At 63.5% G+C, this 25,820-nt stretch carries 14 protein-coding genes; 4 read left to right on the forward strand and 10 right to left on the reverse strand.

Features of this window, described 5'->3' with window-relative positions; all coding sequences use genetic code 11:
* Positions 1-39: 39 nt before the first annotated feature.
* Positions 40-1,074, reverse strand: a complete 1,035-nt coding sequence (locus tag AC1MDC_RS01540; protein ID WP_480392350.1) for an AraC family transcriptional regulator — start codon at positions 1,072-1,074, stop codon at positions 40-42.
* A gap of 211 nt (positions 1,075-1,285) precedes the next feature.
* Between AC1MDC_RS01540 and AC1MDC_RS01545 the strand changes: the two genes are divergently transcribed.
* The 3 genes from AC1MDC_RS01545 (at position 1,286) to AC1MDC_RS01555 (ending at position 2,956) form a co-directional block, all read left to right on the forward strand.
* Positions 1,286-2,233 (forward strand): SphA family protein, encoded by a 948-nt coding sequence (locus AC1MDC_RS01545; protein WP_480392351.1) that lies wholly within the window; start codon positions 1,286-1,288, stop codon positions 2,231-2,233.
* A 254-nt stretch (positions 2,234-2,487) separates the two neighbouring features.
* A complete protein-coding gene (relB, locus tag AC1MDC_RS01550) occupies positions 2,488-2,682 on the forward strand; it encodes a type II toxin-antitoxin system RelB family antitoxin (protein WP_085701856.1) in 195 nt (64 codons plus the stop codon).
* A 37-nt stretch (positions 2,683-2,719) separates the two neighbouring features.
* A complete protein-coding gene (locus tag AC1MDC_RS01555) occupies positions 2,720-2,956 on the forward strand; it encodes a type II toxin-antitoxin system RelE/ParE family toxin (RefSeq protein ID WP_480392482.1) in 237 nt (78 codons plus the stop codon).
* Positions 2,957-3,006: 50 nt separating this feature from the next.
* Here the strand turns inward: AC1MDC_RS01555 and AC1MDC_RS01560 are convergent, their stop codons facing one another.
* From AC1MDC_RS01560 to gspG, 9 genes are all read right to left on the reverse strand, one after another.
* Positions 3,007-15,510, reverse strand: coding sequence for a filamentous haemagglutinin family protein (locus tag AC1MDC_RS01560; RefSeq protein WP_480392352.1), 12,504 nt, complete (start codon positions 15,508-15,510; stop codon positions 3,007-3,009).
* A gap of 190 nt (positions 15,511-15,700) precedes the next feature.
* Entirely contained in the window at positions 15,701-16,810 is a 1,110-nt protein-coding gene (locus tag AC1MDC_RS01565) for a substrate-binding domain-containing protein (RefSeq protein WP_085695875.1), read from the reverse strand.
* Positions 16,811-17,204: 394 nt separating this feature from the next.
* Positions 17,205-18,416 carry a type II secretion system inner membrane protein GspF gene (gspF, locus tag AC1MDC_RS01570; RefSeq protein WP_227232779.1) on the reverse strand — a complete coding sequence of 404 codons (1,212 nt, stop codon included), beginning with the start codon at positions 18,414-18,416 and terminating at the stop codon, positions 17,205-17,207.
* Positions 18,416-19,822, reverse strand: a complete 1,407-nt coding sequence (gene gspE, locus AC1MDC_RS01575; protein ID WP_480392353.1) for a type II secretion system ATPase GspE — start codon at positions 19,820-19,822, stop codon at positions 18,416-18,418. Before gspE ends, gspF begins: the two co-directional genes overlap by 1 nt.
* Positions 19,819-22,164, reverse strand: a complete 2,346-nt coding sequence (gspD, locus tag AC1MDC_RS01580; protein ID WP_480392354.1) for a type II secretion system secretin GspD — start codon at positions 22,162-22,164, stop codon at positions 19,819-19,821. Before gspD ends, gspE begins: the two co-directional genes overlap by 4 nt.
* The gene (gene gspM / locus AC1MDC_RS01585; RefSeq protein ID WP_480392355.1) at positions 22,161-22,706 is read right to left on the reverse strand and encodes a type II secretion system protein GspM; all 546 of its coding nucleotides are present in this window, start codon (positions 22,704-22,706) and stop codon (positions 22,161-22,163) included. The genes gspD and gspM overlap by 4 nt, the downstream gene beginning before the upstream one ends.
* Positions 22,699-23,850, reverse strand: a complete 1,152-nt coding sequence (gspL, locus tag AC1MDC_RS01590) for a type II secretion system protein GspL (protein ID WP_227232783.1) — start codon at positions 23,848-23,850, stop codon at positions 22,699-22,701. The genes gspM and gspL overlap by 8 nt, the downstream gene beginning before the upstream one ends.
* Positions 23,847-24,800, reverse strand: a complete 954-nt coding sequence (gene gspK, locus AC1MDC_RS01595; RefSeq protein WP_480392356.1) for a type II secretion system minor pseudopilin GspK — start codon at positions 24,798-24,800, stop codon at positions 23,847-23,849. The genes gspL and gspK overlap by 4 nt, the downstream gene beginning before the upstream one ends.
* An 8-nt stretch (positions 24,801-24,808) precedes the next feature.
* Complete coding sequence (gene gspG / locus AC1MDC_RS01600; RefSeq protein WP_011334561.1) at positions 24,809-25,267, reverse strand: type II secretion system major pseudopilin GspG; 459 nt, start codon at positions 25,265-25,267, stop codon at positions 24,809-24,811.
* A 147-nt stretch (positions 25,268-25,414) separates the two neighbouring features.
* Here gspG and gspI point away from each other — a divergent pair, with 147 nt between their 5' ends.
* Positions 25,415-25,795: a type II secretion system minor pseudopilin GspI gene (gene gspI, locus AC1MDC_RS01605; RefSeq protein WP_480392357.1), complete on the forward strand. Its 381-nt coding sequence runs from the start codon at positions 25,415-25,417 to the stop codon at positions 25,793-25,795.
* Positions 25,796-25,820 lie beyond the last annotated feature (25 nt).

The raw sequence follows: 25,820 nt of genomic DNA on the forward strand, positions 1-25,820 counted from the left end.
AGCGCGGAGTTTAACTGTAGGCGGAAGATTTGTGTGGGATCAGATGACGCACTCGCTGCGCCACGCACTCGGACTTTTCCCCGTCCAGCGTTTGAACGCCCGCCGAAAACTGCGCACGTCGCTATAGCCGACCTCCTCGGTAATGCGTTCGATCGGCATGTCGGGATTGGCCAGCAGGCTCATGGTTCGCGCCTGGCGCACTTGCTCCAGGAGTGCCTCGAAAGTCAGAGAGTGCTCGGTCAGCCGCCGACGCAAAGTACGGCTGCTCATATTCAAGTCGCCAGCGATCTTTTCAATGTGGCTGCCCCGGCTCAGGTCCCGGGCAATCGCCCGCTCTACTGCCTGGATCAGATCAAGTTTCTGATGAACCTGCGCCGCTTCCAGCTCCAGCAACTTGACCGCCTGACGCAGCGCCAGCGAATGGTGGTTGGGCAAATTCACATCCAGCCACTGCACGTCGATCAGCATGCGATTGTGCAGGCAGCCGAAGCGCACGTCCGGCCCCAGCAGCCGCCGGTATTCATCGACGTAATCCGGCGCGGCGTGCATGAATTCCACGGCAATCGGCTTGAATGTCTCGCCCACCAGCGCCCGGCCGTAGACCAGCAGGCTGGCGAAAAACTCTTCGACCGCGAACACCTGCACCTCGGCAAACGGCAACCGGCATTCAACGTCGACATACACCTGATCACCCACCACATCGACGCTGGAAACCACAATCCCGCCGGACGTGTGCTGATGCCGAACCCCGATTTCGAACGCGTCGCGCAAAGTCTTGCACAGCGACAGCACATGCCCGAGCAGCCCCAGCGTACCCAGCACATTCTGCGCGCCGACCCACAGGCCCAGCCCCTGATTGGGCAACGCCTTCAGCGCCCGCTGGATCATGGCCACGGCCTGCCGGTAGGAAATCCGCTGTGCCGGATCCTGCAGGTCTTCGAAATCAAAACCCAGGCCACGGCACAGGCTCTGCGGCTCGATGCCCTTGCCGGCGACGACTTCGGCCAGGGTCTGCAACAGAAATGGCGACACCAGCGCTAGATCGAAGGTGGGGTCTTGGAGTTTTACGTTCATGGGGGCTGACATTCCGGATCACGTTGAATTGTTATTTTTGTAACCGGTTATGTCGAAGGAAGTTAGCACAGGGTTGACCGACTGTCCGCAGAAGCCCCCTTCCGTGTCCGCCAATACCCTGCCCCGGCGCGCGCCAAGGGCTTATTTCTATAGTGGCCGGGCGCCCTGCGCGCCGGCGTTGCGCCCAAACACAATAATAATGAGGACGGCCATGACCCCGAACCGCGCGACTTTCCCTGTGCAACTGGCGCTGAGCCTGCTTGGCTGCGCCGCGACCCTGCCGGTGCTGGCTACCGAAGCCGGCGTCGACAACATCGGCCCCGGAACCGACGGCTTCTTCATGTTGCCGCTGGAAGTCGACAGCCTTCCGGAGAACATGGTCGCCTTCAACCTCTACTACAACCACTACAAATCGACGAAGCTCAATATCAGCTCACTCGGCGGCAAAGTGCCGAATGTCGAGATCGAATCCACCGCGGTCATCCCGCGCCTCGATTACCTCAGCCCGGTGCGGATCTTCGGCGGACGCCTGGCCGGCTACATCGCCCAGCCGTGGCTCAAGCAGGAGGTTTCGGCATTCGGCCTCAGCGACACCCGCGAAGGCATGGGCGATACCACCATCGCGCCGATCATCCTGTGGGACATGGGCAAGAACCTGACCCTCGGCGCAGCCGTTGAAATCACCTTACCCACCGGCGAATACAGCGTCGATCGGCTGGCCAACACCAGCAACAACTTCTACACCTACAAACCGCTGTTCTCCTTCACCTGGTTGCCGACAGAACGCACCGAGGTGTCGATGAAAACCACCTACAGCTTCAACGAAAAAAACAAGGACACCGACTACAAGTCCGGGCAGATCTTCCACTTCGATTACTCGGCCAGCTACAAGATCACCGATGACCTGATGCTCGGCATCAACGGCTACTACCTCAAGCAGACCACCGACGACAAACAGTTCGGCCACACCGTGCAGTTCGCCGGTCAGGACGTTGATGACGGTGTGCGCGGCAAAGTCTTCGCCATAGGTCCCGCGCTGCACTTCACCTTCCTCAAGTACGCCAGCGCGGAGATTCGCTGGGCCAAGGAATTCGACGTAGAGAACCGGCCGGAGGGGGAAATGCTGTGGGCGAAGGTGAGTATTCCCTATGCGTTCTGAGTGCATTTGTAGGAAGGCGCACACGGATTTGTAGGCTGGAAACCTGAAAAACAGAGGGTGGGAATAGGCCTACAGCGGTGGTCGAGATTGCCGGACAACGGAGGGAAACGTCCGGCAGATTTCAAAGGGGGGACTTGCAGATACTGGGCGCCGTTACCCCATGGTTCCTCAAGGGCTCATGGGGTGCATCGTCTGCCAGTGACGACAATGGGCCATTCCCCCTTAAACTGCCGAGATTGAACACGGAGATCACTATGAGCATATTGCTTTCCCCGTTTTACTCTGACTTTGAATCCGAAGAAGAGGCCGAGAGCTACGATCGCTGGTTTCGCGCCAAGGTGCAGGCTGTACTGGATGACCCTCGCCCGGGCATTCCCCATAAAGAAGCCATGGTGCGGCTCGACCAACTATTAGAAGAGAAACGCAAGAATCGACCCGCTGCCGCTTGAATGGAGCAATCAAGCTCTGGACGATCTGGCTGGCATTATCGACTACGTTGAACAATACAACTCAAACGCTTCAACGGCTCTGCAGCACAAGGTTGGTGCAGCGACGCAAAGGCTTTCATCAATTCCCTATGGTTACCGGTCCGGTCGAGTGCCAGGCACTCGGAAAATGGTGGTCAATCCAAACTATCTGCTGGTCTATCGAGTGAACGGGCACATCAAAATACTGACGTTAGTCCACACCCGACGACAATACCCACGAACCTCATCAACCTAAAAAAAAGGGCGGCCAAATGGCCGCCCGAAACGTACTGCACGAGAGTCCTTTTACAACGTCAGCTGCCCCCGCTCCTCCTCGGTCAACTGCTGTTTCGCCTGTTCATCCAGGGCTCCGGCGCCCAGCACCTGCACCGGGCTGTTGGGGTTGTAGCCCGGTGTCGGTGCACGGCTGGCGCCATCGCGGCTTGGGGCCAGTTGTTCGTTGCCGAAGCTCAGCACCTGCACGGTGAACACCGAGGCCTGGTTCTGTCGTGACGCGGCCTGTTGCTGACGGGCGACGTCTTCCGCCGCCTGGGTGGCCGACGACGCAGCGGAACTGGCCGAGGTGATCGCCCCGGTATTGACCGCCGAGACCACCGGCACCCCGGTCGCCTTGCCCTGCACCGAGATGTTGGCGGCGTTGACCACCGTCAGTGCGGCGATGTTGACGTTGCCAGAGACGCGAATCCCCGCCTCGCCCGCATCGATGGTGCCCAGCGGCGCAATCAGGTCGATGTCGCCCGGGGCCACTTCGGCAATCGGGTTGAGCGTGGCGATGCCGGCGCCGGTGCTCGGCACCGATGGCGACAGGGTCACGTTGCCCCAGGTGTCGTACACGCGTTTCGGCGGCGTGTAGACCACGGTGGTTTTCGAGCCGCGACCGGCGTTGATGTCGCCCTCGGCCGACCAGCCCAGAATCGAGCCACCAAACGTGGTCATGATCCGGCTCTGCCCCAGCAAAATGCTGCCCTCGGAGTAGAGCTGAATGTTGCCCGAGCCCTGGGTGATGATCCCCGCCGTCGAGGGCGGCGCCGCGCCTTCGATGCCGAACACCTGACCGCCACCCGGCGTGAGCATCTGGATGTCACCGCCGAACAGCGTCTTGACCCCGGAGCCCCCATAAAGCGTGATGTCGCCGTCATAACGGATCGGATTGCCGGCCACATCGGTGGTCGGGAACAGCGAAGCAATGGCGTTGCGACCCCGCAGATAACTGCCTTTGCGTGGGCCGTCGACATCGTTGTACTCAAGACCGCCAGCACGCAATTCGGCGAAGTACACCTGGCGGGCGAAGATCGCTTGTTCGGCACTCGGCAGCGCAGCGAAGAACGCTTGCGCCTGTTCGGCGTTGCCGCTGAAGCCATAGCCGAGGTTCAGCCAGCTCTGCAGTTCGTCGAGGTAAGTCTTGACCACTTTGCCCGGTTGCCCGTTGAGGGAAGCATTCGGGTCGGCGAGGTTCTGCGGGTTCAGGTAACGGGCGATGAACCGCGAGTAATCCGGCCCCTGCGCGCCCGCACCGGCCTGCAACACCACACTGGCACCCGGTCGCTGATCACCCGCCACCAGCGATCCGAGGCTGGTGATGCCGGCACGATCTTCCATCAGGATATTGCGCCCGGCAGTGATATCGAGGACGCCGGGGCCGGCGATATCGAAGCTGCTGTAGAGGATGTCACGCCCTGCCGAGACCCGCGAAACATCCCGAGGATCGTCATGCACGAACAGGTTGCCGGTCGACGTGATGCTTTCTGTCGTCGGCACGCCCATCTCAGCGTCAGGCACGGTCGTCGGATTGCCCAGGAAAGTACCCGACGCCACGATGTCGCGCCCCGCCAGCATCCAGACCGGGCCTGCCGCTTCGTGCCAGGTACGTTTCGACAGGCTGAACGTCAGCGTTTCACCGCTGCGAACGCCCACCAGATCGCCGATCAAGGCATAAAACCGCGCCGGTGTCTGGACGTCATTCAAGCCCGAATAACTGTTGGCGCCGAAAGCGAACAACGGATAACGCAGGTTCTTGTCCGGCGCGATACCGTCGCTGTTGCGGTTGCTCATGATCGGCGTGGCCGACGTGTTGTTGCCGTAACCGTTGAAGGCTGGCGCGAACGGCGTGGCGATGGCCAGCGGACTGGCGCCCGACTGATTGATCGCATAGCCGCCGGCGTAGATCGAGTCGTGTGCCAGCAACTCCAGTTGCCCGGTGCTGGAAGGTGCCAGCAACAGCGAATACCCGATTGCCGGCACTGTTCCACTGCCCTGGCTGTAGACCGCTGAAGGTCCGGCATAAATCGAACCTTGCGCCGCCACCGCCCGCAGGATCGACGGGTACAGGAAGCGCCCGTCGGTCGGCGACGTATTGCGCCCGGTGACAGGCCCCTGGCCGGTGACTTCGCCCAGTTGCGTACTCGGCGTCAGATTGCCCCCTGCCGAAAACAGGTCGATCGCGGTGTGGTCAGTCCACAACGAGAAGCCCGTCAAACCGCCACCCTCGTGGGCGACACCGTCGTCAGTGGTGAACGGTGTGGAGTTCTGCAGCCGCACCCGGCCCGGATCCGCCGCCCCGCCCAACACCAGATCGCCACGGGTGCTTAGGCTCATCCCGGAATCCCCCGGAATCAGCACCAGCCCGCCGGAGGCGCTGCCCATCGTGGACGTGAACGGGTCAAACGGACGTACTTCGCGAGGATCCTGGGTCGAGGCTGCGGCGCCGTATTGCAGATTGATCCCGCCCAACGCGCCGCCGGCCAGTCGCGCAGCACCGCGCAGGTTGATCAACGCGCCTTGCAGGTCGTGTTGTGCCACACCGATGCCATTCTCTCCGGCCCGGGCCTGCAATGACGGGTTCACCGATCCGCCGATGCGGATGTCCATGTCACCGCCACCGGTCAATTGCAGGCTGCCGTCGCTGCCCACGCGACCGGTGCTGCCAACCGCCACGACCAGCCCCTGCCCGCGCGGATAAAGATTGACCTTGTTACCGTCGCCCATCGCCTTGAGCATGCCGGCATCGCCTCCCGCACGCAGGCTGATATTGCCGCCACCCAAGGTGCCGAAACCGGTGAAACCGACCAGATACGGGCCCGTATCAACGCTTTGATCCGGCAACGGTTGCGTCGCATAGCTGCCGAAGTTGATCCACCACGCAGTCGGCACATCGCTGTTGCCGGTGCCCTGGCGCCAGAGCCAGTTGCCCACGGCCACACTCGGGACTTGCTCACGGGTGTCCATGGTTTGCGACAAGCCGCGACGGCCCAGTACATCACCCGAAATCGAGCCACCGGCATTGATGGTCAGGTTGCCGCCCATTTGCGGGTACCAGGCCTGATACAGGCTGTCGCTGCCACTGACCCATTTTTCGTAATCGCCGCCGGCACTGCCCAGCACCGAGCCGTTGTCCGAGAGTTTTCCGCGAGGCTGATTGAAGCGCGGATCGATGTCTGGCGATTGAGTACCAGCGGTGTAGACGCCGTACGGCGAATCCATGCTCAGGTTGCCGGCGGCGAGCACGTCCAGATCACCGGTGCCGGTCCGCAGCACGCTGAACATCTGGGTGTGGGTCTTGACGGTGGTCCCCGGTTTGTTTTCCACGCACAGTTCCGGGAAGGCGCCACACCAGGCCAGTACATCATCGTCGGTCATCGGCGAGCCGGGCGGCATACCCATCCAGTTGTCCGGTGCCCAGACCCAACGCGGCGCCGGCACACAGGAATTCGGCGCCCAGTCGCACCACATCATTTGATCCTCGGGGACAGGCTCGCCCGGCGTGAAACCGCCCAGGTTGCCTTCGCCCCAGACCAGGGTCGGTGGTTTTTCGGTGACGGTCAGGCCGTAGTGAGTGTCGGCCAAGCGCAGGTTGCCATCGCTGGACACCGGTTTGATCGCCCGACTGTCCGCAGCGCCCAGATCGGCCCCCGCCACCACGCGCATCGACCAGGACGCGCTGCCCGCCGGCAACATGCTGGCGACCGCCCAGTTGCGCCCCTGGGTCGTGCCGGTCAAGGGTCGCAACTCGATGAACGACGTACCGTCAGCCAGCACGACATTCGTCATCGACGGTATCAGCGAGCCGCGCAACAGAGCCAGAGAACCGCTCAGGCGCACGCCCTTGATCCCGTTGTCACCGGCCTCGACGCTGCCCGGCAGCGGCACGCCCTTGGGCCAGCGCAGGGCTTGCAGCGCGGTTGCCTCGTTTAAACGGATACCCGCTCCCAACCGGCTGCCCGCCGGCAAGGTCACGCTGTCGGCGAGCAGCGTACCGGCGGCATACAGCAGATTGCCCGAGGCATCGCGCACCGAACCGGCGAGCACCGTGCCGGCGCCGAATGTGTACGGCGCCGCCAGTGTCGCCTCGGTGGGCAACAGCGTGCCGCTGGCCAGCGTCGTCGCTTGCAACGGGACGTCGTAGTTCAACGTGGCGCCCACCGGGAATACCGTGCCGTCCGCCAAGGTAACGCCCGCCCCCGGCACAATCAGATCGCCACCGAACGGCTGAATCCCCGGCAGCAATTTCCAGCCGGAGTCGTCCACGGTCTCCGGTGGCGGTGCGAAACCGTCGTTGAGGCTGCCGTGGATATCAAGGTTACCGCCGGCGCGAATCACCAGGTTACCGGCCTCGCCCGAGCCGTATACCGAAGTCTTCTGCGTATGCGGATTCAGGCTGGCATAGCGATAACCGGACAAGTCCACATCACCCTGCACCACCAGATCACCGTCGGCGGTTTTGCTGGCGATCTCGACTCCAGGCCGCAGATGGAAGGCGTCGGCGTACGTGGCGTTGTTCAGACCGGCCAGTTTGTTGTTCAGCAAATGACTGTTGGCCAGCGCCGCGTCGATGAACGCCGTGCTGTCGCCGTGAAGGCGATCAAGATAAGCCTGATCGATCACCTGATACGGACGTCCGCTGGCCGCCGGGTCCGTGCCGTCACTGGCATCGGTATAGCGGCGCGTGGCGTTGAGACCAATCGAGCGCGCACCCTGAATGCTCAGCGCGCCGCCGGCATCGATGGCAATGTCATCCGCCCCCAGACGCGGCGCATTCAGCTCGAGCGTGCCGCGCAGCAGTCCATCGGACTGCCCCGGCAGTGAACCGCGAACCGCTTCGGTGCCATGGCGCACGTCGATGCGCGCGCCAGCGCCGAGGGTCAGCACACCTTGTCCGGAATTGAGTTCGACCATTGCCCGGTTCGGTGCATCGATGATCTTGCCGTAGCTGTCGACCCGCAGCACGCGACCATGGGCGTCAAGCACGGCATTGCCCGCCAGGGTCAGGCCGTTTTGCGCCGACAGGCGAATACTGCCGACCCGCTCGCCGCTGGCATCGATCAGACCGGCCACCGTCAGGCGGCCGTTGTCCACCGACACATTGACCTCCCCTGCCTTGAGCCCGTCGCCGATCAACAGATCGCCTTGCTTGAGCTGCAAGCTGCGGCTGCCGAAGACCTGCCCCGCATTCAAGCGCTGATTGAACGCCGCAAACTGCTGGCTCGCATCACCGTTCAGGTGCTGCGCGCGGATATCCACACCACCGGCCTTGTACGGCACAAGCGTGCCGCCGGCATCGTAATAACCGCTGCTGGCACCGAGAATATCGCCTTGCAGATCGACCATGCCGGCATCGGCGGCCAGGGCGACCGCACTCAGGTTACCGGCCTGATTGTTCTGCGCCGACAGATCGATACGCGAGCCCGCCGCCTGACGAATGTTGCCCTGGCTGCTGTACAGCGCTACGTCGCCGCCCCAGCTGTACTTGTTCACATCGTTGAACGGCAAGGTACGACCGGCCATGTCCAGATACGCGCCACGGGTGAGGGTCAGATCGCCCTCGGACTTGACCACCAGTTTGCCGCTGGCCAGGGCGATGCGACTGTCCAGCAAGACGCTGCGAGCATCGAGGGTCAGTTCCGCCCCCAGGGCGTTGGCGGCTGCCGCTGCACCGCCCCCCGTCAGGGTCAGGTTGTCACCGGCCTTGAGCCGGTTGACCGAGCCCGCCTCTCCCGTCAGCAACGGCGTACGCAGCGTGAGATTGCCGCCGCTGTAGGCATAACCGTTGACCGGATCGAAAGCACCCTGCGTCTGGTACACCGCCAGGCTGCCCTTGTGGTTGGCGGTGATGCGATCACTGGCTGCGAGATTGACGTTGGCAAAGCCCAACACCAGACGTTTGTTCTGGTCCAGACCACTGGCCTGCGGATTGGGGCCGTAGCCGAACTCGATGCGTTGCGCCTCAATGTTGAACGCGCCCCGGCCCGTGCCGGCACCATCCGCGATCACCGCACCCGGATCCTGAGTTGCACCGTTCCAGATCAGGTTGGCGGTGCGAATGGACGCCACGTCGCCGCTTTCACCCAGGCCGTAAATGGCCGGGGTGCTCAGTATCAGGTTTTGCAGTTTGCTGACGCCGGTCTGCGGATCCCGCGTATCGAGGCTGACGTTGCCGTAGAAATTGAACGCGTCGCGGCTTGTCAGGCTCAAGGTTTCCAGCGTCGGCGCGCCGTACTGGGTATCGCCCCGCAACAGGCGGTTCAAGACATTCTGGTTCAGGGTCAGACCAGTCGGCACCCGGTTGCCGGCGGCGCTCAGGGCCTCGGCACTGCCGGCGTTGACGGAGCCCACGGCCAGCGTCAGATGACGGGTGCCGAAGCGCACCGACTCGTCGAGTTCGAACTGCCTGTCGGTGGCGGCGGTAATGCTGCCATTGGAATAGAGCACTGTCGGGTTGTTACAGGCTGTCGTCGGGCAGTTGCCGATGCGGATGTCGCCCGAGCCGGATGTCCTGACCGAGACTTCGGGCGCGAGCACATTGGTCCAGCCGTTCGACACCACCAGCAACCCCGCCGCACCCGGTTTGTAGATGAAGCCGGTGCTGGAATCGTAAGGCGCGTTGCCACGCCCCAGCGTGTTGATGCCCGAGCCGGCCTCGAGACTGATACCGCCATCGGTCCGGGTGGTGCGCAACAGCACTTCGGGCGCCGATAACACAGCGCCTTCACGCAGGGTGATCGTTGAAGTATCACCGCTGAACGCGATGATGTTGCCCGACGTGTTGTAGTCGATCGTCGGTTGCGCGCCGATGGTCAATCGGCCGGCGTTTAGCGCGTTGAGGCTGTCGGCATACAGCGACACCCCCGCAAAACCTTCAGTGCTCGAATGCCCCGCGCCGAGAATTTCGAAGTTCGCCGCGCCGTTCACCACCGCCGTCCCGACGACGCCGCCCGTGGCGGGCTTAAATAGCGCCTGACCGTTGAAATCCAGCGCGTTACCCGCTGCGGCGCCACGGGACAGATTCAGTCTCAAGGATTTGCCGTCCATGGGCGCCAATGCCCGAGGCACGCCCCGGCGCGTCGCATCGCTCTGGATGAACTGACTGAACGAGGTTTCGTTGTACTGCGAGTAACGGCGCAGCACATCGGCGGATGTCAGGATGACCTGGCTCGCCAGGCTGTCACGCAGGCCGGTATTGGCAATCGACATCCGCCCCGAACTGGTCCACGAACCATTGCGCAGTGGCAGCGCAGCGTTGGTCGCACCCGCTGCCGCCTGGCCATTGACCTCGACCCGGAAAGCCCCCGGCAACAGCGCAAAAGTCGAAGGCAGCAGCGTGTAGGTGCCCGCCGCCAGCCCCGGCACGCCGGCCCCGAGGGTGATCTGCTGGCCGATACGCGGGTCGACCGCCCCCGCTTCGGCGAGCATCGGCGCATAGGCACTCTGATTCCCCGGCACGATGGCGTACACCGGGTTGCTGGTCAGCCCCGGCAGACTGAAAGTGCCGTCACTGGCGTTGCGCACCAGCGGGTTGTAGCGGGCATCGGTGGAACCGCCACGGCCGGAAACGAAACCGGCACCGCGCAAATCGCCGCCGCCCGAAAGATCGATCAACGCGCCGCTTTGCACATCGACATATTGCGAGGTAAGCGTCACGCCAGCGGTTTCGGCGGTGATCCCTCGAAGCACTACGGACTTGTCGTTGTAGCGATAGTCGATGCCGTCGGTGGTGCCGCCATACGGCATGACCAGTCCGGCTGCGCTGGCCGAGGTGATGCTGCCTGGCAACAGATGCAATGCCTGAGTATCGAGAACCAGGTTGTCACCCAGATTGATCATGCCCAGCGGCGCACGGATCACCCCGCCCTGCTCGATATGGCCGGCGGCCAGCGTCAGGCTGCCGAAGACCGAGTAAGGCAACGCCGCAGGCGCGGCCACGGAACGGCTGATTCGCAGGGTCCGCGCCGGGTTGGCGCCACGCTGGACACTCTGATACCCCACGCGCACCTCGGCGGTGACATCGCTGGCGGGATAGATCTGCGCGGCACGCAGATTCAGGTCGCCCGGTGTCCAGAGTTCGGTTTTCTCGACGTTGCCGGTGGGCGCCAGAAAGCGCAGATCACCTCGGCTGTCGAACGTGACCTGTTCAAAACCACGCCGCCCGATCTCGAGCGCCGGACCGCTGAGCTGCACGATTGACCCGGCCGTGCCGAACGACAGACTGTTGCCCAGATCCAGCAGGTCCGCCGTGGCGCTGAACTGTGACGGTGCCACGGCGTGGGTCGGATTGTTCAACACTCGCGGCCGGATATTGCCGGGGGCCTCGAAATATTTGCCCGGACCCGACAGGCGAACGTAAGACGCGGACAGATTGATCCGCGCGCTTTCTGGCGAGCCATCCGCCAGCGACAAGGCCCCGGCATACAGGCTCAGGCTTTGATTCATGTGCAGATCGACGTTGCCGTCAAACGACAGCAGACCGTTGCTCAGCACACTCAGGTTGTCGAAGCCGCCGGCCATCAACTGATCGGCGCCCAGACGGGCGCGACCATATTGCAACGCAGGGGCGGCGTCACCCGCTTGCAGACTGGCCGGCAACAGCGACGGGCCGGCGTCCTGGCCGATGACGATTTCGCGCGGCACACGAACAGCGTTGCTCGCATCGCTGCGCAGATAACTCGGCGTCTCCAGTGCGATGTCCAGTCGACCGCCCGCCGCCCCGGCACCACCGGCCGCGGCACGCAGGTCGCCTTCGATGAACAGGCCGTTGTAGGAACTCAGCGAAATGCGCCCGCCAGCAGTGGCAACCAGCGTTGGCCCCTGCCCGGCGATATCCAGCATTGCCTGTGCGCCGGAGGCGTCCAGTCGCGCACCGTTTCGCACGATCACATAGGCGTCGGCCGACGTGGCCGTGGCTTTCTTCGCATCGGTTTCACCGCCAATGACGATCGAGCCGCCCTTGCCGACCTGGCCATACACCCGCCCCAGCGCATCGATGCCGGTGGCCACGCGACCGGCCACATCCAGCACCGCGTGCTCGCCGATCCAGATCGAACGGTTGTGGGTTTGCTTGTCCGCCGTCTGCGAAGAATCGGCGACATTGATCGAACCGAATTGCTGCTGACGGACATCGATCGTGCCGCCCCAGGCATTCAGTTCGCCATCGACCGTGAGCTGACCGGCGCTGCGCAGATTGATGCGCTGCCCCGGATCGACACTGATCCGCGAGCCCTGGCCCAGGCTCAACGTGTTGCGAGTCGGGTCCACCAGCGCAATCTCGCTGGAACCGGCCTGCAGGGTCAGGCTGGCGCCGGCGCGCTGGGTCAGTTGCGCCTTGAGCGGGTTCTCCTGGTAGAGCGTGGGCGTCCAGAGTTCGAGTGCCTGCCGTGGCGCCGTGCCGCTGACCTGATTCGCTGCCGCGTCACCAAAACGGTAGACCGGCATCAACACGTCAATAAGGGTGTTGTCCGCCACATCGAGGCGTTTGAGGCCGATCAGGCTGTAGGCAGAGAAGCCTTTGTCGAACAGATCCGGTTGCAGTTGCAGTGTGTTGTCGGCGAGGGGTTTATCAGCCTGCCCGATGAGGATGTCGCCCGCCTGAATCAGCAAGCGGCCGCCGCCGGACACACCGTAACCCCGCAGTTGCCCGTCCAGGGTCAGGTGGGTGTCACCCGGCGCGGACAAGGCGCTGGACTCAAGTGTCAGGTCGCCGCCCTTGCCACCGCGGGTCTTGCCGTTGGCCAGAATCGCGCCGCCGGACGACACATCCAGCAGGCTGCCGGCACCGATCTCGATATCGCCGCTACTGCGAATCGACACTACGCCGCCGTCCAGATACGCCAGGCTCGCGACATCATCCGGGTTGGTGCGCAGGTTGCTCCACAGACCGCGAGTGTCCAGTTGCACCCCTTCAGCCACACTCACGCGGGTGGACTTGCCGGTCGGTGCGACGAGTCGGGTGTCGGTGAGGCGATCGGTGCTGAGCTGATTGAGCACGTTGCCCAGATGCAGGCTGCCGCCCCGAGCGGTCAGGTCGGCGTTGACCTGTACGTCCGGCCCGTAAAGGGTGATGTCGCCGCCATTGGCGAGCGTGACCGCGCCTTGCACGTCGATCCGCTCCTTGGCCGCCACTTTCAGCGCGCCCAGTTGCCAGTCGCTGAGTTGCCCGGCATCGACAAACAGCTTGCCGTTGCGCGCATCCGATACGGCACCGGTCAGATCCCGATCATTGCCGGCGACCGGGCGCTCGCCGCCGATCTGCACCTGATCGAGCAACGGATTGAGGCCATAGAGCAAGCCACCGGAGGCCGCCACATACGCCGGGTCATAACTGCCGACAAACAATTGCCCGCGCCGCGCCAGCGCCGTCTGGCTCTGCGCATAACCATCGATTACGGCACGCGGTGCCTGGGTCTGGCGGTCGCCCTGATAAACCTCGCCGAGCATCTGGCCGTCGAGCACGGCATTGCGGGTGCCGATCACCAGTTGCCCGGCATCGCGCCCCACGGTGTAGCCGGACTCCTGACGGCTGGCCGGCGCAATCAACGGGTTGTAGTAGTAATTCGTCTGACCCCAGCGCTGGCTGCTGTCTTCATAGCCCTTGTACAGCCCGGTGTAGAGCAGATCCCCCGGCGCTTTGGAGACCTCATACAGGCGCCCGTCGGCACCGCGCAGCCAGCTCTGGCGAATCTCGCCACTTTGAACATCCAGCGTGCCGCCGGAGAGGTTGATCAACGATCCCTTCTCGGTGACCACGTCATTGCCGGCAAAACTCACCATCCCGCCCTGAGCCATCCATTCGCCGACGCTGTGGCCCTGGGTGCCGAGGTAACCGCCGACCTCCAGCAAACCGCCAGCGGTGTACCAGCGATCCGTCGCGTAACCATTGGTGCCGGCCGGGACGTACACCAGTTCACGCACATCGACCCAGATGTCATTGCTGTTGAGCGCACCCTTCTCGCGATTGACCGACGCATCGCGCTGCTCATTACCCTGGACGTTGATCTTGATGCTGTTGGATTCCATCGCGACCTTGACGCCGATGGCACCGGAAACATCGATCAGCGCGCCGTCACGCACCAGGCTGCGACGCTGCGCCGCCACCGCGACCTGCCCGCCGGTGGCCAGGGTGATCGAGCCATTCTGGAACTCGACGCTGCCACCGCTCTGGAGCTCGATACGCGACTGATCGCTGCGAATTTTGTTGTTGGGCGTAACGCCGGTCAGGGCGGCCTGGTGCTGACTGTCGAGGGCGGTCAGGTCGCTGCTGTCGAGCAGGATCGCCGTCGCGCTGCCCTGCCCCAGCGTCACGCTGCCCTGAGTGTCGGTGGCCGGGTTGAGCAAATGGATCGTGCCGCGAGTGGCGACCGAGGTGCTGGCCAGCAACACGCCGTTTTGCACGACCTCGTGGCCGGTCAGGGTGATGTCGCCGGTTGCGGCCTGAATCAGGCCATTGTTGCTGACCTTGCCAGCCGCGCTGCCGGTCTTGAAGCCCGGTGTGACTTCGCTGCCGAACGTCGTGGAGAAAGCATTGCCTTCAGTACCCGAGCCTTTGCGAATGTAAAAACGATCGCCCGCGCCGAGCACGGTCTGGCCCTTGGCGGTGTTGATGCTGCCGTCGTTCTGCACTTCGCTGCCGAGCAGCAAGGCATAGCCGCCGGCATCGGTCGATTTGGCTGGCCGCGCCGTCTCGATGGACGCACCGCGCTCCACCAGCACTTTGCCGGCCGCCTCGGTAAACGTCGGCTGACTGCCGGTGCTGTCGAAATACAGGCCCCGGTCGCGGAACTGAATGTCCGTGATGTTGGCCGCTGCGGCCACCAGGTTGCGTACGTTGACCTGGCTGGTGCCGCTGAACACGATGCCGTTGCGGTTGATCAGCATCACCGTGCCATTGCCTTTGATCTGGCCCTGAATCTGGCTGGCCCGGGCATTCGGATCGTTGACCCGGTTGAGCACGGCCCAGTTCGACTGCTGGGCGAAATCGACCGTGGTGTTGCGCCCGACGTTGAACGTCTCCCAGTTGAGAATCGCCTTGTCGGCGGTCTGTTCGATCGTCACCGTGGTCTTGCCATCGACCTGAGTCTGCTGCGGACCTTTGGCGTTCTGCCAACCTTGCGTCAGGCTGTTATCGACCTTCAGCCCGCCCTCGCCCAGACCGTCAGGCACCCACTGCACCGTGCCCAGCGCCGCCGCACGCCCGGCCGCCTGTTGGGCAGCAATGGCGGCCACCGTGTTGTTCAGGGTTTGAATCGAGCGCTGCAACTGCGCATTGGCCTTTTGCTGCTGGGCCAGCGGTGGGGTCATGCCCGGCAATCCGCCCACGCTCGGGCGTGACGCGGCAGCCTGTTGCGCGGCGCCCTTGGCGGCAAACCATCCCGAACTGAACGCAGTCGCCGCCTCGGCACTGCCCGCCACCAGGCACAAGGCAACCGCCTGCGCCAGGGGCTTGAGCAACCACAGCGCCGGATCGGCGGCCATACGCTGCGAGGGCTGGACACGGGTACTGCAACGGGATGGGCGAGCGAGCATCACTGCGAGATCCTTTTTGTTTGCCACATGAGGCCGCAGGTCGGCTTGCCCCTGCTGTTACGACATAGGCGGTTGGCGAGGGCCGCGACCGAACGGATGTCACACAAACTTCATGAATGAGGAGTAGATCGGCCAAAAAAAATGGCAGCAGCCCGAAGGCTGCCGCCATTTCATTGCGCTGAAGCGAGGCTTACAAAGGACGGCCGACAGCGTTGCAGACGCTGGCGTTGTTGATGTCCAGGTTGTTGCCCGAGGTGTTGGTGACGAAGTTGGCAGTCACAGCGGCTTTCCAGTTGGTTGGAACCGGAGTGAAGCTGTGCGCCACGGTGGCAGCGTTGTTGCCCGGGTTGCTGTAGTGAGTGGTCAGGAAGGCTTTGACATCAGCGGCCACCGAGGCGTCCTTGTAGCACTGACCGAAGATGAAGTTGGTGTAAGCCACAATCGGGTAACCGCTGGCCGGGTTAGGAACGACCGGTACCCACTGCGAAGGGTTCGAAGGAGTGGTTGGCAGAGCAGCCGAACCCAGGGCTAGCGAAACGTTGGCGGTGGTTGGCTGTACGCCGTTGACGCGAGCAACCACTGCGTTGCTGGCGGCGTTCACACCGTCCGGACCGACGTAACCGATGGAACCGTCAACCGCGTTGACTTGAGTGGCCACATCAGCGGTACCGGCAACGCCTACCCAGTTCGAAGGCAGGGTCGAACCGGCTGGCAGACGAGCGCTGGTGAACGTGGAGCTGGTGGTGAACTGAGTCGGGCAGACCGAGTTCAGGTGGCGGGTCAGGATTTCCGAAGTGCCGCTGGACACGTTGCGATAAACAACGCGGATCGGCGTGGTGTCGGAAGTGCCCAGCAGAGCGCCCCAAGTGGTTTTGGCACCGGAGAAGGCGTCGCACAGCTGAGCGCTGGTCAGGTTCAGAGCGGTCTGGCCGGATTTTTTGTAAGGAATGGCAACCGAAGTGGCCACCGAAGGCAGTTGAATCAGCGGGCCGTACGAAGCGCCGAAGTTGGCGTTGTAGGTGCTGATTTCCGAAGCGCTGAGGATCGAGTCGCTACCGGCGAAGTGAACCGAACCGGTGGTGCTGAACAGTGCCGAGTTGTTGGTCAGGAAAGCGGTCTTGCCAGTGCCGCTACCGGTACCCACGTAGCTGAAGTTGGCTGGCAGGATGCTGTTGCTGGAACCTTTGTACAGAGCGGCAGGCAGAGTCGCGCCACCACCGGTGACGTTGGCGGCCATGGCCTGGGCGGAAGCCAGGGCGGCGACGGTCAGGGAAGCTGCGATCAGAGTGCGCTTGAACATGAAGAATCTCCTTTTCAACGTTGGTTGTGAACACAGGTTTTCAGGGGACTTGCATGACACTGGGAAGACTCACCGCTGACCTTCGCAAGCGGGGTCCGTGGTTAAGTCGCACTGAGAAATTCGCAGTTTCCGGTGACAGATAAAGGAAAAAACCTCGGGAGGTGCGGGGTGATTTTCGAGGGATTTTCTCGGGTGTTCCGGGGGCTATCCGGAGTGTCTGTGGCGGGCTTTTCGAGCGAATCGGCCACAGCCCTTGAAGGGCCGTTGCAGATGACAGAAAGGAGAACCCGAGGATGGGAGGAATGAGGGTCGGGTGATGCTGAGGTTGCTGAAAAAAACCTGAATTATTTATTGCTCTGACCGGCACAGACAACATCAAACCAACAGACACACCCTACTGCACCAACTGGTTGATCTCGATGATCGGCAACAGCACCGCCATCACGATCACCAGCACCACCCCGCCCATTACCACAATCATCAGTGGCTCAAGCAACGCAGTCATGCCCATCGCCCGGCGTTCGATATCACGAGACAGGGTTTGCGCAGCACGTTCGAGCATCGGCGGCAGCGCACCGGTTTTCTCGCCGCTGGCGATCAGGTGAATCAGCACTGGCGGGAACACGTTCTCCACTTTCAGCGCAGCCGCCAGGTTGACGCCCTCTCGCACCTTGGCGGTGGCCTCATTGACGCTCAAGCTCAAGCGATCATTCGACAAGGTCTGCCGCGCCGCCTCCAGCGCCCGCAATAACGGCACTCCGGCGCCACCGAGAATCGCCAGGGTCGAGGCGAAACGTGCGGTGTTCAGCCCCAACACAAACCGCCCGATCAGCGGCAACTTCAGCACCCGATGATGCCAACTCAAGCGCGCCGCCGGATTACGCAGGTACAGGCGCCAACTCCAGAACGCACCGGCCATGACGCCGGCACAGAACCAGCCCCACGCACGGATGAAATCACTGGCATTGAGCATCGCCAGCGTCAGCCCCGGCAGATCCTGCCGCGCCTGGGAAAACGCGCTGACCACCTGCGGCACCACGTAACTCAGCAGGAAAATCACGATGCCGATCGACACCAGCCCGACTACACCGGGATAGATGAACGCGGTGAGAATCTTGCCGCGCAGGTTGTTACGTTCCTCGATGTAATCCGCCAGCCGCTCCATCACCTGCGCCAGATCGCCGGACTCCTCGCCCGCCGCGATCAACGCCCGGTAAATCTCCGGAAAATCCCGTGGCCGTGCCGTCAACGCTTCGGCCAGGCGCATGCCGCTGCGCACATCGGCGCGTACGGCGCTGAGGGTGTGGGCGATGTGTTTTTTCTCGGCCTGTTCGACCGTGGCACTCAGCGCCGCTTCCAGCGGCAGACTGGCGCCCAGCAGACTCGCCAGTTGCCGAGTGGCCCACGCCAGATCGTTATCCGACAGCTTGGCGCTGAACAACCCACCGCCGCCGTGCTGGGAGACGTTGCTCTCCTTCTCCACCGACAACGCCGTCAAACCACGACCGCGCAACACGCCAAACGCCGCGCCCTGACTGTCCGCCTCCAGATGCCCGGATTCGATCTTGCCGCTGGCATCGGCGGCTTCAAAACGATAGCGATTCATCAGGCGTCCCGTGTCACGCGAAGGATTTCTTCCGGCGCCGTGGCACCGCAGCGAATCCAGCGCTCGCCGTCCTCGCGCAGGCTGAACATTCCGGCCTTGCTCGCCGCCGCACGCAACGCCTGCTCCCCTGCCCCTTGGTGAATCAGGGTGCGGATGTCGTCATCGATGCAGAACAATTCATGAATGCCGGTTCGGCCGCTGTAACCGGTGTGATTGCACGCCGCACAACCCACCGGGCGCCAGGTGCCGGGCGTGGCTGGATCTTCCTGCTTGCACTGATTGCACAGCCGTCGAACCAGCCGCTGGGCCAGAACCCCAAGCATCGACGAGGCCAGCAGAAACGGCTCGACACCCATGTCGATCAAACGGTTGACCGCCGACACCGCGTCGTTGGTGTGCAACGTCGCCAGCACCAGGTGACCGGTCAGCGAAGCTTGCACCGCGATCTGAGCGGTTTCGAGGTCGCGGATCTCGCCGATCATGATGATGTCCGGGTCCTGACGCAGAATCGCCCGCAACGCCAGGGCAAAGGTCATGTCGATCTTGGCGTTGACCTGAATCTGGCTGATGCCCGGCAGGTCGTATTCCACCGGGTCTTCCACGGTGAGGATATTGCTGGTGCTCGCATCCAGCCGCGCCAATGCCGCATACAAACTCGTCGTTTTGCCGCTACCGGTCGGACCGGTGACCAGCACGATGCCGTGGGGCTGGCGGATCAGGTGATCGAGTTTGGCCAGCACCTGCGCGTCCATGCCCAACGTTTCGAGATGCAAACGTCCGGCCTGCTTGTCGAGCAGACGCATCACCACCCGCTCGCCATGGCCGGTGGGCACGGTCGACACACGAATATCAATCGGCCGCCCGGCCACGCGCAACGCAATCCGGCCGTCCTGCGGCAAGCGTTTTTCGGCGATATCGAGCTGCGCCATGATCTTGATCCGCGACACCAGCGCGCCGTGCAGCGCCTTGCGCGGCGAGACCACGTCGCGCAGCGTGCCGTCGACCCGGTAGCGCACCACCGAATGGGTTTCGAACGGCTCGATGTGAATGTCGCTGGCCTCGTCCCGCGCCGCCTGGGTGAGCAAGGCGTTGATCATGCGGATCACCGGCGCGCCGTCCTGGGTGTCGAGCAGGTCGGTGATTTCCGGCATGTCCTGCATCAGGCGGTCGAGGTCGACTTCGTTTTCCGCCGCACCGACCACCGCCGCCGCACTGCCGGTGTCGGCGTAGGCCGTGGCGAGCAAGCCGTCGAGTTCGTCGTCGCGCACCCGCTCCAGTTTCGACGCGCCGAACTGCCGCCGTACCTCGCTGATCGACCAGCCCGGCGTCGACGGGCACACCGTCAGCACGCCGTCGCGCAGCAGAATCCGCTGCGCCTTGGCCCAGGCGTAAGGCAATGCGCTCATTGCAGCGGCACCGCTTTGATGGTTGCGCGCGGGCCGGACACCGGTGCCGGCACGCCTTGGGCGGTGGCTGGCAATTGCGGCGCCTGCATGTCCGGCATCGCCCAGCTGCGTTCCGGTTGCAGACCACCCTGCGCACGGCGCATGAAGTCGTAGCGGTTCAGCGTGATGCTGCGCCCCGCCGCGCTGTCGCGGATGATGTACGGGCGCAGGAACACCATCAGGTTGGTCTTGGTGATCGAGCGGCGTTCATTGCGAAACAGCGCGCCGATCCCCGGAATGCTCGACAGCCATGGCACCGCGTCGTTGCTCTGGCTATAGCCGTCCTGCAGCAGGCCACCGAGCACCATGATCTGCCCGTCGTCGAGCAGGATGCTGGTGTCGAGCGCGCGTTTGCTGGTGACGATCCCCGCCGAGGTCGACGCCGCCGAAGCACGCTCGTCGATGCTGCTGACTTCCTGATAGATGTCGAGCTTCACCGTGCCGCCCTCGGAGATCTGCGGCCGCACGTTGAGCTTCAAACCGACCTCTTCACGGGTCACGGTCTGGAACGGGTTGTTGCTGGTGCCCCCGCCGCCGGTGACGTAACTGCCGCTGACAAACGGGATGGTCTGGCCGACAAAAATGCTCGCCGCTTCGTTGTCCAGGGTCAGCAGGTTCGGTGTCGACAGCACGTTGGTACCGCCCTTGCTCTTCAGGGCCCGGGCCAGCACTTTCAGGTCGAGGATCTTGCCGATGCCGGGGATGTCGACGGTGCCGTTGACGTAACCAAGGTTCAGGCCTTGCGGCAGCACATCGAGGCTGGTCTTGCCGTTGAGGTTGATCCCCGAGCCGCCGAGGTTGGCGCCGCCGATCACGCCTTTGCCGCCGAGGTTGCCAGTCTGCCATTGCACGCCGAATTCGCTGGCGTCATCCTCGCCGACTTCGACAATCAGGCTTTCGATCACCACTTGCGCGCGGCGCTGGTCGAGCAGATCGATGACTTCGCGCAGGTTGCGGTACAGCGGTTCCGGCGCGGAAATCAGCAAGGTGTTGGTGGTCGCGTCCGCCTGAATGGTCACACCGCCGGCGCTGAACGCAACGTTCTGTTCGCTGCTCTGCGCGTTGCCGCTACCGGTGCTGCTGCCCTGCGCATAACTGCCGCCGGTGCTGCCGCTGTTGTTGCTCGAAGTGGAGCCGTTGGTTTGCGTACCGCTCTGGCCGTTCTGCCCACCGCCCGATCGAGTGGAGCTGCCCATGTTGCTGAGCACCGAGCGCGCATTGTCGCTGGTGCCGCTGTCGCTCTCGCCGGTCAACAATCCGCGCAGCGCCTGAGCCAGTTTGCCGGCCTGGGCGTTGCGCAGATAAACGACGTGCAGATTGCTCGGATTGCTTTGCGCGTTGTCGAGTTTGTAGATCAGGTTGCGCGCCAGCTCCGTGCGCTCCGGGCTGCCGGCGCGGATGATGATGGTGTTGGAGCGCGGGTCGCCGATCACTGCGATTTTCTGGGTTGGGTCGTTGCCCGGTGCATCGAGCAGGTCGGCGACCATCGGCGCGATGTCGGCGGCGATGCCGTTCTGGATCTGCACCACGTCGGTGTCGATGGCGCTCGGGGTGTCGATGCCTTGAATCAGTTGCGCGACCCGCGTCAGGTTCTCGGCGTAATCGGTGACGACGATGGTGTTGTTACCCGGATAGGCGTTGATCGGGTTGTTCGGCGAGACGATCGGGCGCAGCACCGGGATCAGGTTCACCGCGTTCTCGTATTGCAGGCGAAACGTGCGAGTGAGCATGCCGTTGCCCGCAGGCTTGTCAGCGCTGTAGATCGGCCCGCCGAGCAACTTGGCATCGGCCTCCGGCACCACCTGCGCCACGCCGCCGACGTCCACCACGCTGAAACCCTGCATGCGCAGCGCCGCCAACAACATGTCGTAAGCCTGATGCGCCGGCACCTGGCCTTCGGAGACCAGCGTCAGGTTGCCCTTGACCCGAGGATCGACCAGAAACTGCTGGCCGGTGGAGCGCGACAACGCGCGCACCACCGCTTGAATATCCGCATCGACAAAATTCAGCGTCACCGGTTGATCGCCCAACGGATTGGCCGGCAACGTCGTGCCCCGGGCCGCGCCGCCACTGCGGGCGCGTTCAGTGATGTTGTGCAATTGCTTCGGTGCAGGTCTTGCCTGAGCCTGCGCCCGTTCGCGGTCGAGCACCGCATCGCCACTGCGCTGGGTGTTGGCCAGCAGCCGGCCGAGTTCGCTGTCCACCAGCAGCGGCGGTTGATTCGGTGGTGTGGTGTTGCTGCACGCGCTCAATGCCATCAACAGCATCGGCAACGCCATGCGTTTGGAGCCTGACCCCTTCATGAAGCTTCCTTAGCGCCCAGCGCCTGATCCATGCGTACGGTGCCCGACAGAGTGCCGGCGGTGTCATCGGTCGCGGCATCGTCTGCGCGTTGCAGACGGGCCTCGACCACTTGCAGTGAAAAATTCCGCGGTTGGCTCAACAGCCAGTCGAGCACGGCGTCGGCCGGTGCCGCGTCGAAGGTCAACTGCCAGCCGGCGGACGCGGCCGCCAATTGGTAATGGCCGCCCAGTCCGCTGGCCTGCAAGGTCTGTTGCAGCGATTGCTCCAGGTTTTGCCCTTCCGGGCGCACGCTGACCTCGCGCAACAGCACTTCCAGCGCTTCGGCCTGAGCGCGCAATTTCGGGGTTTCGACTTGCGAGGCGGCGATCTTTTTCAGCGGCGGCTGAACCAACGCCACCCACACAAACAGCCCCAAGAGCAACGCAACCATGCCACCGACCATGCGTTTTTCCCGCACGGCCAACGGCTGCCAACGGGCCTGCAACTGAGCATTGAAGCGCTGCCAACCGGCGCGGTATTTCGCAAGCGAAGGGCTATTCATCTTCGGCTCCGCTGCTGTCGTCGTTGTCGGTGTCAGTGGCCGCGGTCGCCTCGCCGGCCGGGCGCAAGACCCAGCCGTCGTCATTCGGGCTGATGCTGATGCCGGCCTGGGCCAGCGTGCCTTGCCAGTCCTTGTCGTTGCCCGAACGCCGGGCCTCGGGCAGCAAACTCAATTGCAACGCGCCGTCAACAAACTCCAACCGCTGCACCGTGCCCGCCATCGACGGCATACCGCTGCCGGCCTGCAACACCAGCCGCGTGAAATCCTGACCCGGCGCATCCACCGCGCCTTGCTGGCGCGCTGCGATTTGCTGACGGGCCTGTTGCAGCGGATTGAGGATCACCGGCAACTCGGGGAACGCCTGCTTCACCCGTTGCGCCATCTGCGCCTTGAGCTGCTGACACTGCGCGGCCTCGCGGGCGGCGTACAGGTTCAAGCCGATCACCCAAACCGCCAATGCCAATGCACAGCAACCGAGCGCCCTGCCCCAGCCGCGATGTTCGGTGCCCGGTTGCTGGAGGCCGCCGTGCAGGCCCCAGTTCGGCAACGGGCCGGAGCAGCGCTGCAAGTCGGGCAATGTCGATTGCACCGCTTCCGGCGCGCCGTCACCAATCCAGTGCGCCGGCAGGCCGGTTTCCAGCAGCCACGCTTCATCGATCATCGGCTGCACCTGCGCTGCATTCGGGCCGTGGCGCAGCAACAGATGCTCGTCGTGCAGGCAGCCGACGCCGCCGGCCATTACCGGCAAACTGTAAGCCGCCGGATACAGGCCTTTGAGGTTCAAGCCGAATTGCCCGAGGTGCTGCAAATCCTTGCGTGCCACCCAGGCAATCTGCACCTGGCCGCTTTCATTGCGATTGCAATGGGAGATATGCATCTCGGCGCTGTCGCCGAGCATCAAGGCCTGCGCCGCACATTGCACCGCCGCAGCGGTTTTGCTCGCGGGCAACGGCGGCAGATCAATACTCGCCAAAAGGCTGTCCGACGGATGCAGAAAGCACACCAGCGGCTGCTTCGGCAGCGCGCCAAGTCGCACGCGTTCCTGGCGAGTGACCTGCCCCTGACGATCCAGCCACGCACAACCCACTTCACTGTCGAGACTCAGCTCCGCCAACGGCGGCAAACTCACGCGCAACTGGCTCATACGCCCACCCGCGACCAGATCACTTGCGGCAACCGATCCTGACTGCGATGCAACAACGCATCGAGGCTCACTCGCCGCTGATCGCGCCGCGCCTGCCCGCGCAGCCGGAACCAGTCGCTGGTGATACCGACCTTGACGCTGGTGATCTCCAGTTGCGGCAAGCGCAGGCGATTGACGAAATCCCCGCGATTGATGAACCAGCGCCCGGCGTCACGCTCATTGATCAACGCCTGCGCCCGCTCCAGCGACAGCCCCGGCACATAAGCCGCCAGCACCGGCGCAGTGGCCGTGTTGCCGTTGAGCCAGGTGGTCGCCGGAATCACCGTCAGGTACGGCGCCAGTTTCGCCAACAGCGCATCGTTGACCCCGTCGACACTGCGCAAATCATCAAGCGTGCGCAGCATCGGCAAGGTCGGCGATTGCGGTTTGCGCGATGCGGACGGCGACGTGGCGCGCCCGCTGTCGAAGGTGTTTTTCGCCACAGGCTTGTCCACCACTTGGGCATTCAACAGGTGCGGATACGAGCCAATCACCCGCTGACTGATGCGCCGGCTCAAGCCGCTGCTGACACCAATCAACTCGCACAACCGCTCGAACGCCTGCACCTGCGTGTCATCAATCCGCTCGTTGGCCACCAGATTGCGCAGGTTGAACTTGCCCTGCTCGTCCTCCAGCCGCCCTTCGAAACCCTGGGTGTTCAACCGCTGCGCCCACGGCTGATCGAGTCGGGTCAGCGGATCGCGCTGCCGCGCGTCCCACAACAATTGCCGGCTGATCTCCAGCCCGCCGTGCAACAGCCAACGGCCCTGCACGCGCAGTTGTTCGGCTTCCAGCGCCCGGGTCGCAACGCTCTGGCGCGTCAGCATGCCGGCGGCGATCACCGCGACCACCGCCGCAATCAGCAGCGCACTGATGATCGCCATCCCCTGCTGGTTCGATGGGCTGTTCATGACCGGCCTTACAACTGCCAGGAACCGATGTCGGCATTCACACCGTCGCCGTCAGGCTGGCCGTCGGCGCCGAGGGAAAAGATGTCGATCTCGCCGTTGGCACCGGGATTGAGGTACTGATAAGGACGACCCCACGGGTCATTCGGCAGGCGCTCCAGGTACGAGCGCCAGTTGCTGTTCTTCGCATCGGCCGGCCGCTCCACCAGCACTTTCAGGCCCTGGCTCTGACTCGGGTAAGTGCCGTGATCGAGGCGATACAGCTTCAGCGCCTGCATCAACCCGCCAATGTCCTGCTTCGCCGCCGTGGCCCGCGCCTGATCCGGCCGGTCGAGCACCTTGGGCACCACCATCGCCGCCAGAATCCCGAGAATCACCACCACCACCATGATCTCGATCAGCGTGAAACCCTGCTGCCCACGGGGCATCCGGCTCGGTCGACTGGGCTGTTTGAATTGCGCGATATCCATCTCGTCATTCCCTGGCTTGATTCGATTCGACGCGCAGTGTTGCAAGAAGATATGTCAGGGATGTTGAAAATCCTCGGGTGTTTTCGTCGTCAAGCCGTCAAGCACGGGCGTTAGCGTCGAGGGCTGTGTTTTGCCTCTGGGCCACTTATGCGAGCACGTTCCCGAGAAGCGGGTTTCACCCTGATTGAAGTGCTGGTGGCGCTGGCGATCATTGCCGTGGCCATGTCCGCCGCCGTGCGCGTGGCGGGGTTGATGACGCAGAGCAGCGGGGTTTTGCGGGATCGTTCGATTGCGATGATTGCGGCGCAGAGCCGGATGGCGGAATTGCGGCTGGAGGGGCGATTGCCGATGGGGGTCAAGGCGATGAAGTGTGATCAGGGGCGGTTGTTGTTGCGGTGTGAGCAGGTGATTGGGACGGCGGAGAATGGACGGTTGCTCAAGGTTGGGGTGCAGGTTTTTGATCGCAGCCAGGAGGCGCCGGCGCTTGCGCGGCTGGAGACGTTGCTCAGTCGCCCCGAAAATCCCTAACCCTCCCGAAGCGCCGGACCATTAA

Source organism: Pseudomonas sp. 1, assembly GCF_056626735.1.